We start from the raw sequence: 14,065 nt of genomic DNA on the forward strand, positions 1-14,065 counted from the left end.
GTTGCCGATCTATGTCCAGATCGCCGAGCTTCTGACCCGCGATATCGTGTCGGGGCGGCTGATCGACGGTGAACGGCTGCGCCCCGAACGCGAGATGGCGGCCGAACTGGGCGTCAGCGTCGGCACCTTGCGCAAGGCCCTGCGGGATATGGGCGAAAAAGGCCTGATCGAAAGCGTGCAGGGCTCGGGCAACTATGTGCGGGCGGGCGGTGATACCGGCACGGTCTATGCGATGTTCCGGCTTGAACTGCTGGAAGGTGGCGGCCTGCCACGCGCGCAGATCCTGTCGCTGGATCACATGGACAAGCCCGCCGATCTGCCTGCATTCGGCACGTCGAGCCGCGCGACTCGCATCCGCCGCCTGCGCTCGCTCAATGACACAATCATGGGAGTCGAGGAAATCTGGCTGGATGCAGATGCCGGTTTGATCGATCCCGACAAGATGTCCGAATCTCTTTACGCCACCTATCGCTCGGTGCTGGGACTGTGGATTCAGCGGGCCGAAGACCGGGTCAGCCTCGGTTCCGTGCCCGACTGGGCGCCCGACGCCTACGCCCCCCGCCCCGGCCAGACGGTCGGCTATATCGAACGGCTCAGCTGGGCGGACACCAGTCCTTCTGGAACGACCCCCGTCCCCATCGAATTTTCGCGCACATGGTTTGACCCGACCCGCGCGGTCTATGTCCAACGATTGAAATAAGGAACGCCTGTCATGGCACAAATGGTGAGATACGGCATTATCGGATGCGGCATGATGGGGCAGGAACACCTGCGCAACATCGCCCTGCTGCCCGACACGGATGTCGCGGCGGTCTTTGAACCCGATGCCGAGATGGCCGCCAAGGCGCGCGAGATCGCGCCAAATGCCCGCCTCGTGGGCAGTGTCGCCGAATTGCTCGCCGTCGAAGCACTTGATTGCGTAGTGATCGTCAGCCCGAACTATTGCCATGTGGAACAGGTGCTCGAAATCGCCGCCACCCGTCCCCTGCCCCTGCTGGTGGAAAAGCCGCTGTTCACCGATCCCGATGACGTGGCCAAACTGGCCGCCTTTCGCGACAGCTACCCGGCACCGGTCTGGGTCGCGATGGAATACCGCTACATGCCCGTCATCACGAGCTTTCTGGCCCATGCCGAGGCCGCAACCGGCGGGATCAAGCAGCTGTCGATCCGCGAACACCGCTTTCCCTTTCTGGAAAAGGTCGGCGACTGGAACCGCTTCAACCGCTACACCGGCGGCACCTTTGTCGAGAAATGCTGTCACTTCTTTGACCTGATGCGCCACGCATTGGGGGCCGATCCGGTGCGGGTCATGGCCTCGGCCGCGCAGGCGGTGAACCATCTGGACGAGGTCTATGACGAGCAGATCCCCGACATCATCGACAGCGGCTATGTCATCGTGGATTTTGACGATGGCACGCGGGCGATGCTGGAACTGTGCATGTTCGCCGAAGGCTCCGCCTATCAGGAGGAACTGTCGGCGGTCGGCCCCCTGGGCAAGATCGAGGCCTTTGTCCCCGGCCCGGGCCGGTTCTGGCCCGCCCATCTGGGACCGGCCCCGGTGGCAAAGCTGGTGACTTCGCCGCGCGCACCGCAAGGGCCGATGGTGCACGAAATCCCCGTGGACCCGATGCTGCTGCAGGCCGGTGATCACAACGGTTCGACCTTCTTCCAGCACCAACGCTTTGTCGCCCTTGTGCGCGGCGAGACGGACACACCCGAAGTGTCCCTGACCGACGGCTGGGCCGCCGTGGCGATGGGGATCGCCGCACAGGAAAGCGCGCGCACAGGCGCAGCGGTGGACCCGCGCAAGTGGATGTAGTGGCGGCGACCGCCCGATAGACGATGCGCGCAGCCAATTACGTGCGCGCACTCTGCACAGCCCCTGCACATCTGCCCAGTTGCGCCGCCCCCCGCCAGACGCTACGCCAACGCACATGAAACCGATCCGCCTCATGTCCGGCTTTTTGACCGTGGGCTTCTGGACGCTGGCCAGCCGCATCCTCGGATTTGTGCGCGAGATCATGCTGTTGGGCCTGATCGGGCCGGGGCCACTGATGGACGCGTTTGTCGCGGCCTTCCGCCTGCCCAACATGTTCCGCCGCTTCTTCGCCGAAGGGGCGTTCAACGCCGCTTTCGTGCCGATGTTCTCGGCCAAGGTCGAAGGGGGCGAGGATGCCGCGCGTTTCGGGCGCGATGCGCTCAACGGGCTCGCGCTGGCCACATTGCTGCTGACGGGACTGGCGATGATCTTCATGCCCGCGCTGGTCTGGGCCACGGCAGGCGGGTTCGATGCCGAGCGGTTCGACCTCACCGTCGGCTTCGGACGCATCGTCTTTCCCTACATCTTCTTCATGTCGCTCTCTGCGCTGTTTTCCGGTGTGCTCAACGCCACGGGCCGCTTTGCCGCTGCCGCCGCCGCTCCCGTCCTGCTCAACATCTTTGTCATCGCGGCGATGGGGCTGGCATGGGCCACGGGGGGCACGATCATCACATGGCTGATCTGGGTGATCCCGGCGGCAGGTGTCGCGCAACTGGCGCTCACATGGGGGGCGGCGGCGCAAGCAGGCTTTGCGCTCAAACCCGGCCTGCCGCGCTGGACTCCGGATATGAGCCTGATGGTGCGCACCGCCGTGCCCGCGGCACTTGCTACCGGCGTGATGCAGATCAACCTCGTGGTCGGCCAACTCGTGGCCAGCCAATATGACAGCGCAGTCAGCTGGCTTTTTGCCGCCGACCGGCTCTACCAACTGCCCCTTGGCGTGGTGGGAATCGCCGTCGGGATCGTACTGCTGCCGGACCTGTCACGCCGCCTCAAGGCAGAGGACATGAGCGGCGCGCGCGACGCCTATTCCCGCGCCAGCGAGTTCGCCATGGCCCTCACGATCCCCTCTGCCGTCGCACTGGTGGTGATCCCGCTGCCGCTGGTGTCCGTCCTCTTCGGACGGGGCGAGACGGGGGTGGATGACGTGGCCGCCATCGCCTTTGCCGTGGCCATCTACGGGCTCGGACTGCCCGCCTTCGTGCTGCAAAAGGTGGTGCAGCCGCAATATTTCGCACGCGGCGACACGCGCCGCCCGTTCCACTTTGCCGTAGTCGCCATGGTGATCAATGCCGCGATCGCGGTGGGTCTTGCGCCGGTCGTGGGCTGGATTGCCCCGGCGCTGGCCACCACGGTGGCAGGCTGGGCGATGCTGGGCCTGCTCTATTGGGGTCTGCGCGGCATGGGTGACACGGTCGAGGTCGACGCCCGCTATCGCCGCCGCCTGCCCCGCATTCTGGCCGCCGCCCTCGCGATGGGCGCTGTGATGTGGATCATGGCTGTTCTGCTGAAACCGGCTCTGGGCACCGACTTTGTCCGCTATGGCGCGCTGCTGGGGCTGATCGCCCTTGGCGTAGCCAGCTATTTCGGGGCGGCACAGATGTTCGGCGCGCTGAAACTGACCGAGATCAAAGGCGCGGTCAGGCGGCGCTGACCACGCGGATTCAAGGGGCAAAGCCCCGCCGCGCATCGCCAAGCCGCGAAATGGCTATCCGTTGTGCAAAAGCGCCGCCCCGTGGGGGCGGACCGGCGCGGCCCGACGTTGCCGTCGGGCAGGTCCTGAATTCCAGGCGAAAGACCTCATCAGAACTTTGTCGCGTCCTCGCCCGAAATCAGGGCCGCCTTGCGGCCGCCGGGCTGGCCCACCCCGACACACCCTACCGCCGCCGCAACACCGCCATCACTCGCGCCATGCCGCCCGGCACCACAAAGGCCGTCAGCGCAAAGCCCGCGACAAACCCCGACAACTCCCCGATCCAGCCCAGACCCGTCTGGAACAGCACTCCAAACAGCAACTGAATGCCCATCAAAACGCCAATCAGCATAAAGGCCTGACTTTGCGGACCACCCGTCGCGACCTGCCGCTGCCAATAAAGAAACGTGTAGGTGCCGATCAGCCCGTAGACGCAAGGATAAGCGCCAACCAACCAAGGCTCGTTCGTGACCAGCCCGAACACCAGCGCGCCAAAAATGCCGGACAGAAAGAACATCAGCACCACGGCCCAGCCGCCCAGCACCTCGCCCACCATCTTGCCCATGGCCAGCAGGATCACCCCTGCAAACAGTGACGAGGTAAAGCTGCCAAAGACAAAGGGATAGGTCACAAAACGCATCATGTGCTCGGGCAGCAGACGGGCATTTTCGACCATGAAATCGAACGCATCCCCGGAAAAGGAAAACGTGTTGAGCGCGTTCAGACGCCAGCCCACAGCCCCCGCGCCTCCGGCCAGTCCAGCCTCGCCCGCGCTGAAAATCAGCTCGGGCAGAGCAAGGGCAAGGAACAGCAGCCACACGGCGGGCGGCAGCGGATTTACGGGGCTTGGTTCGCGATGATCGGACATGGGTGGGCCTGCTTGACGCTTGTTGCCCCCATGGGTAAGCCAGCCGGACAGTTTTGCCCAGAGGGTCCAATGACGAACAGCGCTTTCACCCCCCGAGTCTTCTCCGGAATCCAGCCCTCCGGCGGGCTGACGCTCGGCAACTATCTTGGCGCAATCAAACGGTTCGTGTCGATGCAGGAAGAGGCGTACGAGACGATCTATTGCATGGTCGATCTGCACGCGATAACCGTCTGGCAGGACCCGGCCAAGCTGCGCCACAACACGCGCGAACTGGCCGCCGGGTTCATCGCCTCCGGCATCAGCCCCGACAAATCCATCCTGATCAACCAGTCCCAGGTGCCCGAACACGCGCAACTGGCGTGGATCTTCAACTGCGTCGCCCGCATGGGCTGGATGCAGCGCATGACCCAGTTCAAGGACAAGGCCGGCAAAAACGCCCAGAACGCGTCGCTGGGCCTGTTCGGCTACCCGGCCCTCATGGCCGCCGACATCCTGATCTATCACGCCACGCACGTGCCTGTGGGCGACGATCAGAAACAGCATCTGGAACTGACCCGCGACATCGCCATCAAGTTCAACCACGACTATGGCGTCGATTTCTTCCCCATCACCGAACCGGTGATCGAAGGGGCAGCGACGCGGGTTATGAGCTTGCGCGACGGCTCCAAAAAGATGTCCAAATCCGACGCCTCGGACGCCAGCCGCATCAATATGACCGATGACGCAGACACCATCGCCAAGAAAATCCGCAAGGCCAAAACCGACCCCGACGCGCTGCCCAGCGAGGCCAAGGGGCTGGATGACCGCCCCGAAGCGCGCAACCTCGTCAACATCTACGCTGCGCTTGCGGACATTAGCGTCGATCAGGTGCTGGCCGAACATGGCGGCGCCCAGTTCGGCAGTTTCAAACCCGCGCTGGCCGATCTGGCCGTGGCCAAACTGGCCCCCATCTCGACCGAGATGGCACGGTTGATGGATGATCCGGCAGAAATCGACCGCATCCTCGCACGCGGCGCCGAACAGGCCCGCGAGATCACCGCGCCGATCCTGAAACAGACCTACGACATCGTGGGGATGGTTGGCGGCTGAGGCGACCTTGCCACGATTGCGCCCGCGCTAAATCAGCCCCTGCGCAAGGATCATCACGACGCCCGCAGCGACGACATAGCCTGCGTCAATCATCGTGGCCTTGCCTGATTTCTGACTGAACAGGTCCATCCCGGCCACGATCAGGGCCACGGCCATGATCGCGCCTATGGCGGTCATGATCGCCTGATTGGTTTCAGTGATCCCAACCACCAGCGCCAACAGGGCCGTACCTGCAAACTGGATGATCATCGCAAGGATCGGCGGCGAGTCCGGCGTGGTGATGTCATGGCTCCCCGCCGCCCAGGCCTTGCCAAACAGCTTTGGCGAAAACCAAAGCATGCCCAAACCAAACGCCGCGATCGTTCCGACGACAACAGCCGCCCAATTCATGAGTGCAATATCCATCGTTTTTCCTGTCTATGCGGCCAGAGCTGTTTCAAGGGCGCCGAGGATACCCGTCCAGCCGCCCTGATGATTGTCCCGTGTTTCCTCGTCGCGAAATCGCACATGGGTGAGAGTGACGCGCGTGCCGTCTTCGGTCGGCGCAAAGGCCAAAGTGACCGTACTGTCCTCCACCGAATACGGACTCTCCCAGGTGAAAACGATTCGATCATGCGGGCTGATCTCACGGTAGGTCCCGGAGTGCGGAATCTCATCCTCCCCGGCAACCATGACGATTTCAAACCGCCCGCCTTCTTTCGGCTCATTGGAGGCCTTGGACACCGACATGCCAGACGCAGGCATCATGAACTGGCGCAGCATGTCCGGGTTTAACCACGCGTTGAACACATCCGTTTGGGCGGCTTTGATCGTGCGCTCCACTGTCAGATTGAGATCATTCATCTTCTTCATTTCCCTTTGTTATCAATGCATCAAGCGCGTCCAACCTGAGATCCCAGATCGAGCGCAGGTCAGCGAACCACTTGTCAATTTCCGAAAGCGGGCCCATCTGGACCTCGATCAAATGCTCGCGCCAATCGGTCCGGCGCTTCACCAGTCCCGCCCGTTCCAGCACCTTGATGTGCTTGGATACGGAGTTGAGGCTCATATCGAACTGACCGTGAATATCCGTCACGCGCATCGGACCGTTTTGCGCCAAAAGCGTCAGAATAGCCCGCCGCGTCGGATCGCTGGCGGCCTTGAGCAAGTCGCTCAAAACATCTGATGTGATTCGTTCAACCATATGGGTGAATAACAACGCACCCCGCTGTCAGTCAACCGTTTGGGTGATTGATGGCAGTCGACAAAACAGTCAGCCGTTGCCAGCGCAATGGCTCGGACAGGCACAACCGACCATCCGTCGGACGAAACAGCCATTGGAACAACGCACCACTCAACCCGGACTCAAGCCGAAGACGCCGGGTCACCCATTTCCCGGTAGGCGATTTGGCCCGGGCCAAATCTGCCGAGAGGGGCCAGCCCGTCCCGTCGCACCGCACGTGCGCCAACAACAGATCGGCATGCCTTTGGCATGACGGGATGGCGACGACCCAGCTACCGCTAGCGCAGCAACCAAACCTACCCGCCCAAACGCCGCAACAGCGCAACCGACGGCTCTCCCGTCGCCTCTTGCCCGATACTCGTCTGATAGGCCGAAATCGCCGCCTGGCTCTTTGGTCCCAGAACCCCATCCGCGCCACCGGTGTCGAATCCGGCTGCCGTCAGGCGCTGTTGCAGCGCCACCCGGTCGTCCTTGGTCAGCCCATAGCGATCCGGCGGGAAACTGCCGCGCAAGGGGCCTCCCCCGGCAATCCGGTCCGCCAGATGACCCACCCCGATCGCATAGGAATCCGAGTTGTTATACCGCTTGATCGCATTGAAATTCGACGTCACGCTAAAGGACGGCCCGCCCGGTTGCGGCGTGATCGACCGACCCGGCCCGGGCCCTTCCCGACCCCAGCGCAGACCTTTGGTCCAGCCATTGCGCGACAGGTAAGCGGCGGTTGAGGCGAGCGAATCTGTGGGATCCTCCGACCAGATATCGCGCCGCCCGTCCCCGGTGAAATCGACCGCAAAGGCTTGATAAGATGTGGGGATAAACTGCGTATGCCCCATCGCACCGGCCCATGACCCTTTCAGATCAGCCGGGGCGACATCCCCTGATTGCAGGATCTTGAGGGCGGCCACCAACTGCTTTTCAAAGAACGCCCCGCGCCGCCCGTCAAAGGCCAGCGTCGACGTGGCTGAGACGACAGGCACATTGCCGCGCCGCTCGCCGAAAAAGCTCTCAAGCCCCCAGATCGCCGTCACGATCTCGGGGGCCACGCCATAGCGCGCCTCGACCGCGTCCAGCGTGCTGCGGTGGCGGGCAAAGGCGGCGCGGCCCTTGCTGACCCGCTCGTCGCTGGCGGCGATGGACAGGTAATCCTCAAGCGTGCGGGAAAATTCGACCTGATTGCGGTCGCGCTTGACCACGCCGGGCAAATAGCCTGTGCCGCGAAAACCCGCAGCCAATGTCGCCTCCGACAGCCCCTGCGCACCCGCGCGGGCACGAAATGCCCGCACCCACGCGTCATAGGCCGCATTCGGCGCGGGCCGCAAATCGGCAGGCAATCCGGCGGCACCTGCGGACCGGGACGGCGCCACCACGCCGCTGCCCGTGCTGCACCCGGCAAGACCAAAAGCGCCGATGCTCAACAGGGCAGTTCTGCGTGTCACATTCATGGGTCTGCTCACCTCTATGCTTTTGCGCAGCCTAGCGCGTCGCGCCTTTCACGCAAGCGCGGTCTTGCTGCCCCGGTCTTTGACGCAAAGACCGGCCGGAAACCGACTTGGTTTCCGCTCCATACGCGGTTTTCTGCGTCAGAAAACAGCCCCCACCACCCCAGCGTCACATCTGCATCCCTGCACCAATCCTGCGCGCGCATACCGGTTGCGACAAAACGCAGAACCGCACAGGTTCAACCCAGCCCAACACGATGAGACATCCCATGCCCGCAAAAGCGCCCCCCGAAACCCAAGTCGGTCACATCCACCTGAAGGTCACCGACCTTGAACGGGCGATCCACTTCTATGGCGACGTCCTCGGTTTCACGCTCACCCAGCGTTACGGCGATCAGGCGGCCTTTCTCGGGGCGGGCGACTATCACCACCATATCGGGCTCAACACGTGGCATTCCCTTGGCGCGGGGCCTGCGCCGGAACGGGCGGCCGGGCTTTATCACAGCGCCTTTCTGTTCCCGGACCGCGCCTCGCTTGGGGCGGCGGTGCAGCGGGTGCTTGATCACGGCACGCCGCTGGATGGTGCCGCCGATCACGGCGTGTCCGAGGCCGTCTATCTGCGCGACCCCGATGGCAATGGCGTCGAGCTCTATCGTGACCGCCCGCGCGCCGACTGGCCACGGGACGAAAACGGAGCGCTCAGGATGGTCAACACCCGCCTCGACGTGGACGCGCTGCTGGCCGAGGCGCGTTAAGGCTTCGCTAAGGTTTACCACCGCACGCCCCGTTAACCCCGCCCCGGTGCACAAATCGGTGCACAGTGTGTGCACGCCCTGTGTACGCCTGGTGCACAGCGCATTCCCCTGTTTTCTATGCCGTTAACCCTGATTCGCGTCGCCCGGGCCCAACGGCCCACCGTACGTTGCGTCCTCCCCTGATTTCCGCCACGTTGCCGCCATCAAAACGGGGGTCATGTCTGGACGCGCACCTGATCGGTGAAATCGACCGTATGGCCACAGAATTGGGCCTTTAACCCCTTGACGTCGCCGCCCTTCGCCACGACATGGAACTGAGTATGTAAAAAGGCGTAACATATGCCCGCACCCAACCCCACTGCGCTCGACTTTCTGCAAACGCGGCGCTCTCGCCCGGCCAAAACGCTGGCCGAGCCCGTGCCCGATCGCGGCACGCTCGAAACCCTGCTGACAACCGCTGCGCGGACCCCTGATCATGGCAAGCTGGAACCCTGGCGCTTCATCGTGTTGGGCAAGGGTGCGATGCCCCGTCTGGCCGCCGCGGCACAGGCACGCGGAGAGGCCATGGGGCTCGATCCCGAACAGATCACCAAGGGGCGCAGCCAGTTCGATCAGGGTCACCTCGCTGTGGCCGTGATCGAGGTGCAAAAACCATCCGAAAAAATCCCCGCGCTGGAACAGACCTACTCCGCCGGAGCGGTCTGTCTCGCCTTGCTCAACGCCGCACTTGCGGCGGGGTGGGGGGCCAATTGGCTCAGCGGCTGGCCCAGCCATGATCGGGAATTTATGCAATCAGCACTTGGACTTGCAGAACACGAACGGATCGCAGGGCTGATCCACATCGGCACCGAAACCAGCGCCCCGCCCGAGCGCCCGCGCCCGGACCTAGCCACCCTCACCACATGGGTCGACGCATGATCCTGACATCCTTCTTTGCCGCCCTCGGGCAGATCGGAGACGCCCGGTTTCGCCGCGTCCTCCTGCTCGGTATTGCCCTCACAATCGCGCTGCTGATCGGGGCGACATCAGGCTTTGTCTGGCTGATCGGCACTCTGACATCCGACAGCGTGAGCGTGCCATGGGTCGGCGAAATCACCTGGCTTGATGACGTGATCAGCTGGGGGTCGTTCTTTCTGTTTTTCGCGCTGTCGATCTTTCTGATGATGCCCGTGGCCTCGGCCATCACCTCGATGTTTCTGGACGAAGTCGCCGCCGCCGTCGAAGACCGCCACTACCCCCACCTGCCGCCTGCGTCCAAGGTGCCCTTTGGCGATGCGCTGGTCGACACGGTAAATTTTCTCGGCGTGCTGATCGCGGCGAATATCCTCGCGCTGATCCTCTATGTGATGTTTCCGCCCACGGCGATTTTCATCTTCTGGGGGCTGAACGGGTTCCTGCTGGGGCGTGAATATTTCACGCTCGCGGCCATGCGCCGCGTGGGGCGCAAGCGGGCCAAGGAACTGCGCAGCGCCCATTCCGGCACTATTTGGCTGGCGGGTACGCTGATGGCGATCCCGCTGTCCATTCCGCTGGTGAACCTGCTGATCCCGATCATCGGAGCGGCCACATTCACCCATCTTTATCACAAGATTACAACGGCTTGAGCGCCCGATCGAACCAGCTCAGATCACCCAGTGTGATCCATCCCGACAGGATGATCCCGGCGATGATGCACCACAGAACCGCGGCCACACCGGTCACGATCAGGGCCTTGCGCTTGGTGTGATGATGCTCGGGCGCGCCGGCATGGGTGCCCGGTTCGATCTTGCCCAGATCGCCCTGGGTCTGCACCTTGATCGGCAGTGCGATCAGGAAACACATCCACCAGATCACGGCGTACAGAACGAGGGCCGAGGTGATCCCCATCAGACCTGCTCCAACTCGGTCAGGGTGCCGTTCATGTCCTTGGGATGCAGGAACAGGACGGGCTTGCCATGGGCACCGATCTTGGGCTCGCCATCGCCCAGAACCCGCAGGCCGCTGGCCTTGAGATGATCGCGAGCGGCGATAATATCCTCGACCTCATAGCAGACATGGTGGATGCCGCCCGACGGATTCTTTTCCAGAAACCCGTTGATCGGGCTGTTATCGCCCAAGGGATACAGCAGCTCGATCTTGGTGTTGGGCAACTCGATGAAAATAACCGTGACGCCATGGTCCGGCTCGTCCTGCGGCGCGCCGACATTGGCGCCAAGGGCCGTGCGGTACTGATCGGCAGCGGCCTCAAGATCGGGCACGGCAATGGCTACGTGATTCAGGCGACCAATCATGCAAAGCTCCTGTGAACGGGATAAATTTGCGCCCTTATCGCCAAGCCGGGAACACCATGCAAGTGTGGCGTTAACGCCCTGTTAGGTATCGACACGTAACGATGAGTCGCAATAGCTGCCTGGAGAATGAAAATGGATACGAACGACCCGTTTGCGCCTAACTATCCGGCCCCCACCGCCATGCGACCCCTGCTGGGGCTGACGGTGCTGGTGATTGAAGACAGCCGATTTGCCTGCGAGGCCTTGCGCCTCCTGTGTTTGCGCAGTGGCGCCCGGATCAGGCGCGCCGACACGCTGCGCGCTGCCCGCCGGCATTTGCAGGTCTACCGCCCTTCGGTGGCGATCATCGATGTGGGATTGCCGGATGGCAACGGGTCGGACCTGATTCGCGAACTTGCCCCGTCCAACCAGCGCCCCGACGTGATCCTTGGCCTGTCCGGTGATGCCGACAGCGAGGCCATCGTGATGGACGCCGGCGCCGACGGGTATCTGGGCAAACCCATTGTTTCGCTGGCAGAATTTCAGGACAAGATCCTGTCGCATCTGCCCAAGGACCGACACCCCACCGGCCCGCGCCCCGTTCCCAAAGAGGTGGTGGAACCCGATCCCATCGCCTATCGCGATGACATGGCGCATGTGGCCGATGTCATGGAAGGCGCCAATGATACCCGGACTCTCGACTATATCGCGCAGTTTCTTGGCGGCGTTGCCCGCAGCGCCGATGACAGCGAGTTGATGCAGGCGACGGCCCTGCTGGCCGCCAAACGGGCACGCGGCGATTCTGCGGCATCCGAGGCGGCAACAGTGGCCGGGCTTGTACAACGCAGACTGTCCGACAAGATCGCAATCTGAATTCCGGGATCACCCCGAAAGCGAAGGGTCCTCGGCGGCCCGCACCAATTGCGTGAGGTCTGACAGGCGCTCTTTCTGTCGGCCCTTATCATCGAAATTGGCCGGGTCCAGCCAGACACGAAACGCCTCTTTCAACGCTGGCCATTCCGCGTCGATGGCGGCAAACCAGGCGGTGTCCCGATTGCGCCCCTTGACCACGGTCGCCTGACGAAACACCCCTTCATAGCTGAGGCCCAGACGCTGCGCGGCCCGGCGCGATCCCACGTTCAGCGCATCGCATTTCCACTCAAACCGGCGGTATCCCGCGTCAAAACTCCACGCCATCATCATATAAAGCGCCTCAGTCGCCGCGCGGGTCTGCTGCAGGGCCGGGCTGAAATTGATGTGCCCAACTTCGATACTGCCTGCCTGTGGGGCGATGCGCAGGAAACTGGCGACACCTTCATAGGCGCCGCTGATCCTGTTCATGACGGCAAAGAACTCGACGCTGCTGTCCTCTTCGGTTTCGCGAATCCAGCGGTGATACTGGGACGACGACGAAAACGGGCCATAAGGCAGATAGTCCCACACATGATCCTGACCCACATATGAGCGATAAAGCAACGCGGCGTGCTTTTCAGCCACCAGCGGTTCCAGACAGCAATAGGCGCCGTCAAGGACTAGGGTGTCGTCCGGCGCAGGCGGCGGAGTCCAGTCCGGAACCAGATTGTTGTGGGGGCGATAAAGCTCAAACATACCGGGACGTTACAGCACTTGCCTGCCGAGCTGAAACATCATTGTCACCTTGCGCATCCGAATTCTGAGAATCGATGCCGTATCGGGCTACCGCAGGTTGTTCGAGACGTGATTTCAGCCATCCCATCACGCCAAACCAGATGCCTTACAGCAACAGCCCGGCATCGCGCCCCATATCGAGTCCAGGGAACACCGCCCCCTCAAGCGCCGCGTGATCAAGACCCGTCAGCCCACGCATGATCCAGGCGGCATGGGCACGCACATCTCCCGTCGGCATGAGGTCACGATCCTGATAAAGGTCTCCTTCGCCCAGGCCCGGCCACTGGCCATAGACGCGTCCGCCACGCACCGCGCCCCCGGCCAGCACCATCAAACCACCGGTTCCGTGATCGGTGCCTTGGGTCCCGTTCTGGCGCACGGTGCGCCCGAACTCGGTCATCGCAACCACAGCCGTCTTGTCCCAGACACCACCCGCCATCCGTTTTTCCAGCGTCAGCAACGTGTCAGCGAGCCGCCCCAGCGCGTTGCCCAGCGCCCGTTTCTGACCGCCATGGGTGTCCCATCCGTTCAGTGAAAACGCTGCGATGCGCGATTCTGCCGAAAGTTGGAGCGCAGCGAATTCCGCCACTTGCACATGATCGGCTGCGCGCTTCTTGTCCGGTCCCGGCCCGCTTGCCGCCAAAAGGCGCGCCTCGGACAACGCGGCGTGCAGGGCCGGATCGGGTTCCGTGACCAGATCGAGCAGCCGTTCGGCCCGCGGGCTGAGTGTAAGTTCGGCATCCGGCGACCAATTCGCTACATCCGCCGCACCGGTCAGCAAGCGCATGTTGTCGCGCCCGATCGCATAGGCCGTCTGCGCAGTCACCCCCGGCACCGCCTGCAGCATCCGATTGAGCCAACCATCCCGCGCACCCGACAGGGTGGCCGTCCCCGCCTCCAGCAGGTCCTGACCGTCGAAATGGCTACGCTTGTCGCGATAAGGGGTCGAGACGGCATGCATAAAGGCCAACTGCCCAGCGCGCCACATGGGCATCAGCGCCCCGAGCCCCGGATGCAGCGCGAAATAGCCATCAAGATCATGTGCGCCTTGCTCAGGTCCCCCCGAGAGGGTCGCGCGTAACGCGGCAAAGGCCGGGTCGCCATAAGGCTGCACCACGTCCAGACCATCCATTCCGCCGCGAAGGATGATTACCACAAGGCGCGTGTCCCAAGGCGCGGCGGCGAAGCTGACCGGGGTCAGCAGCGGACTGGCCGCCAGCGAACAGCCCACAAGGCCTGAGCGGAACAAGAAGTCGCGGCGGGACAGGGCGGCGGGCATGATCA

17 protein-coding genes are annotated in these 14,065 nt (G+C 63.1%); 8 read left to right on the forward strand and 9 right to left on the reverse strand.

The genetic code is table 11. The features are described from left to right. The first annotated feature begins 1 nt into the window (after position 1). From Q1A89_RS10710 to murJ, 3 genes are all read left to right on the forward strand, one after another. The gene (locus tag Q1A89_RS10710) at positions 2 to 700 is read left to right on the forward strand and encodes a GntR family transcriptional regulator (protein WP_299727429.1); all 699 of its coding nucleotides are present in this window, start codon (positions 2 to 4) and stop codon (positions 698 to 700) included. 12 nt (positions 701 to 712) lie between these two features. Further along, positions 713 to 1,819, forward strand: coding sequence for a Gfo/Idh/MocA family oxidoreductase (locus Q1A89_RS10715; RefSeq protein ID WP_299727432.1), 1,107 nt, complete (start codon positions 713 to 715; stop codon positions 1,817 to 1,819). Between the two features lie 115 nt (positions 1,820 to 1,934). Beyond that, positions 1,935 to 3,473 carry a murein biosynthesis integral membrane protein MurJ gene (murJ, locus tag Q1A89_RS10720; RefSeq protein WP_299727435.1) on the forward strand — a complete coding sequence of 513 codons (1,539 nt, stop codon included), beginning with the start codon at positions 1,935 to 1,937 and terminating at the stop codon, positions 3,471 to 3,473. A gap of 223 nt (positions 3,474 to 3,696) precedes the next feature. Here the strand turns inward: murJ and Q1A89_RS10725 are convergent, their stop codons facing one another. Further along, a complete protein-coding gene (locus Q1A89_RS10725) occupies positions 3,697 to 4,380 on the reverse strand; it encodes a rhomboid family intramembrane serine protease (RefSeq protein ID WP_299727438.1) in 684 nt (227 codons plus the stop codon). Positions 4,381 to 4,449: 69 nt separating this feature from the next. On the opposite strand from Q1A89_RS10725, the gene trpS reads away from it, so the two are divergent. Continuing rightward, on the forward strand, positions 4,450 to 5,469 hold the full coding sequence (trpS, locus tag Q1A89_RS10730) for a tryptophan--tRNA ligase (protein WP_299727440.1): 1,020 nt from the start codon (positions 4,450 to 4,452) through the stop codon (positions 5,467 to 5,469). A 27-nt stretch (positions 5,470 to 5,496) separates the two neighbouring features. Here the strand turns inward: trpS and Q1A89_RS10735 are convergent, their stop codons facing one another. The 4 genes from Q1A89_RS10735 to Q1A89_RS10750 all read right to left on the reverse strand — a co-directional run bounded on the left by Q1A89_RS10735 (position 5,497) and on the right by Q1A89_RS10750 (position 8,133). Then, positions 5,497 to 5,874, reverse strand: coding sequence for a DUF1761 domain-containing protein (locus Q1A89_RS10735; RefSeq protein ID WP_299727442.1), 378 nt, complete (start codon positions 5,872 to 5,874; stop codon positions 5,497 to 5,499). 12 nt (positions 5,875 to 5,886) lie between these two features. Continuing rightward, on the reverse strand, positions 5,887 to 6,312 hold the full coding sequence (locus Q1A89_RS10740) for an SRPBCC domain-containing protein (protein WP_299727445.1): 426 nt from the start codon (positions 6,310 to 6,312) through the stop codon (positions 5,887 to 5,889). After that, positions 6,305 to 6,616 carry a metalloregulator ArsR/SmtB family transcription factor gene (locus Q1A89_RS10745; protein WP_299727448.1) on the reverse strand — a complete coding sequence of 104 codons (312 nt, stop codon included), beginning with the start codon at positions 6,614 to 6,616 and terminating at the stop codon, positions 6,305 to 6,307. Before Q1A89_RS10745 ends, Q1A89_RS10740 begins: the two co-directional genes overlap by 8 nt. 371 nt (positions 6,617 to 6,987) lie before the next feature. Then, positions 6,988 to 8,133: a lytic murein transglycosylase gene (locus Q1A89_RS10750; RefSeq protein WP_299727452.1), complete on the reverse strand. Its 1,146-nt coding sequence runs from the start codon at positions 8,131 to 8,133 to the stop codon at positions 6,988 to 6,990. Between the two features lie 266 nt (positions 8,134 to 8,399). Here Q1A89_RS10750 and Q1A89_RS10755 point away from each other — a divergent pair, with 266 nt between their 5' ends. The 3 genes from Q1A89_RS10755 (at position 8,400) to Q1A89_RS10765 (ending at position 10,489) form a co-directional block, all read left to right on the forward strand. Continuing rightward, the gene (locus tag Q1A89_RS10755) at positions 8,400 to 8,885 is read left to right on the forward strand and encodes a VOC family protein (protein ID WP_299727455.1); all 486 of its coding nucleotides are present in this window, start codon (positions 8,400 to 8,402) and stop codon (positions 8,883 to 8,885) included. Between the two features lie 339 nt (positions 8,886 to 9,224). Continuing rightward, positions 9,225 to 9,803, forward strand: coding sequence for a nitroreductase (locus tag Q1A89_RS10760; RefSeq protein WP_299727458.1), 579 nt, complete (start codon positions 9,225 to 9,227; stop codon positions 9,801 to 9,803). Then, positions 9,800 to 10,489, forward strand: coding sequence for an EI24 domain-containing protein (locus Q1A89_RS10765; RefSeq protein WP_299727461.1), 690 nt, complete (start codon positions 9,800 to 9,802; stop codon positions 10,487 to 10,489). Before Q1A89_RS10760 ends, Q1A89_RS10765 begins: the two co-directional genes overlap by 4 nt. Here the strand turns inward: Q1A89_RS10765 and Q1A89_RS10770 are convergent. Together Q1A89_RS10770 and mce are read right to left on the reverse strand one after the other, a co-directional pair. Then, a complete protein-coding gene (locus Q1A89_RS10770; RefSeq protein WP_299727464.1) occupies positions 10,476 to 10,751 on the reverse strand; it encodes a DUF1467 family protein in 276 nt (91 codons plus the stop codon). The two genes, Q1A89_RS10765 and Q1A89_RS10770, sit on opposite strands and share 14 nt — an antisense overlap. After that, positions 10,751 to 11,155, reverse strand: a complete 405-nt coding sequence (gene mce / locus Q1A89_RS10775) for a methylmalonyl-CoA epimerase (protein WP_299727467.1) — start codon at positions 11,153 to 11,155, stop codon at positions 10,751 to 10,753. The genes Q1A89_RS10770 and mce overlap by 1 nt, the downstream gene beginning before the upstream one ends. Before the next feature lie 132 nt (positions 11,156 to 11,287). Here mce and Q1A89_RS10780 point away from each other — a divergent pair, with 132 nt between their 5' ends. Then, positions 11,288 to 12,007, forward strand: coding sequence for a response regulator (locus Q1A89_RS10780; RefSeq protein ID WP_299727470.1), 720 nt, complete (start codon positions 11,288 to 11,290; stop codon positions 12,005 to 12,007). Positions 12,008 to 12,016: 9 nt separating this feature from the next. Here the strand turns inward: Q1A89_RS10780 and Q1A89_RS10785 are convergent, their stop codons facing one another. Then, entirely contained in the window at positions 12,017 to 12,742 is a 726-nt protein-coding gene (locus tag Q1A89_RS10785) for a GNAT family protein (RefSeq protein ID WP_299727473.1), read from the reverse strand. 145 nt (positions 12,743 to 12,887) lie between these two features. Then, on the reverse strand, positions 12,888 to 14,060 hold the full coding sequence (locus Q1A89_RS10790) for a DUF1501 domain-containing protein (RefSeq protein ID WP_299727476.1): 1,173 nt from the start codon (positions 14,058 to 14,060) through the stop codon (positions 12,888 to 12,890). Between the last annotated feature and the right edge of the window lie 5 nt (positions 14,061 to 14,065).

It is taken from the genome of uncultured Tateyamaria sp. (assembly GCF_947503045.1).
Classification (GTDB): domain Bacteria; phylum Pseudomonadota; class Alphaproteobacteria; order Rhodobacterales; family Rhodobacteraceae; genus Tateyamaria.

Bases quoted from the DNA above. Each gene is read 5' to 3' on its own strand.
- Q1A89_RS10715 (WP_299727432.1), top strand. From the start codon at position 713: ATGGCACAAATGGTGAGATACGGCATTATCGGATGCGGCATGATGGGG.
- murJ (WP_299727435.1), top strand. From the start codon at position 1,935: ATGAAACCGATCCGCCTCATGTCCGGCTTTTTGACCGTGGGCTTCTGG.
- Q1A89_RS10725 (WP_299727438.1), bottom strand. From the start codon at position 4,380: ATGTCCGATCATCGCGAACCAAGCCCCGTAAATCCGCTGCCGCCCGCC.
- trpS (WP_299727440.1), top strand. From the start codon at position 4,450: ATGACGAACAGCGCTTTCACCCCCCGAGTCTTCTCCGGAATCCAGCCC.
- Q1A89_RS10735 (WP_299727442.1), bottom strand. From the start codon at position 5,874: ATGGATATTGCACTCATGAATTGGGCGGCTGTTGTCGTCGGAACGATC.
- Q1A89_RS10740 (WP_299727445.1), bottom strand. From the start codon at position 6,312: ATGAATGATCTCAATCTGACAGTGGAGCGCACGATCAAAGCCGCCCAA.
- Q1A89_RS10750 (WP_299727452.1), bottom strand. From the start codon at position 8,133: ATGAATGTGACACGCAGAACTGCCCTGTTGAGCATCGGCGCTTTTGGT.
- Q1A89_RS10755 (WP_299727455.1), top strand. From the start codon at position 8,400: ATGCCCGCAAAAGCGCCCCCCGAAACCCAAGTCGGTCACATCCACCTG.
- Q1A89_RS10760 (WP_299727458.1), top strand. From the start codon at position 9,225: ATGCCCGCACCCAACCCCACTGCGCTCGACTTTCTGCAAACGCGGCGC.
- Q1A89_RS10765 (WP_299727461.1), top strand. From the start codon at position 9,800: ATGATCCTGACATCCTTCTTTGCCGCCCTCGGGCAGATCGGAGACGCC.
- Q1A89_RS10770 (WP_299727464.1), bottom strand. From the start codon at position 10,751: ATGGGGATCACCTCGGCCCTCGTTCTGTACGCCGTGATCTGGTGGATG.
- mce (WP_299727467.1), bottom strand. From the start codon at position 11,155: ATGATTGGTCGCCTGAATCACGTAGCCATTGCCGTGCCCGATCTTGAG.
- Q1A89_RS10780 (WP_299727470.1), top strand. From the start codon at position 11,288: ATGGATACGAACGACCCGTTTGCGCCTAACTATCCGGCCCCCACCGCC.
- Q1A89_RS10785 (WP_299727473.1), bottom strand. From the start codon at position 12,742: ATGTTTGAGCTTTATCGCCCCCACAACAATCTGGTTCCGGACTGGACT.
- Q1A89_RS10790 (WP_299727476.1), bottom strand. From the start codon at position 14,060: ATGCCCGCCGCCCTGTCCCGCCGCGACTTCTTGTTCCGCTCAGGCCTT.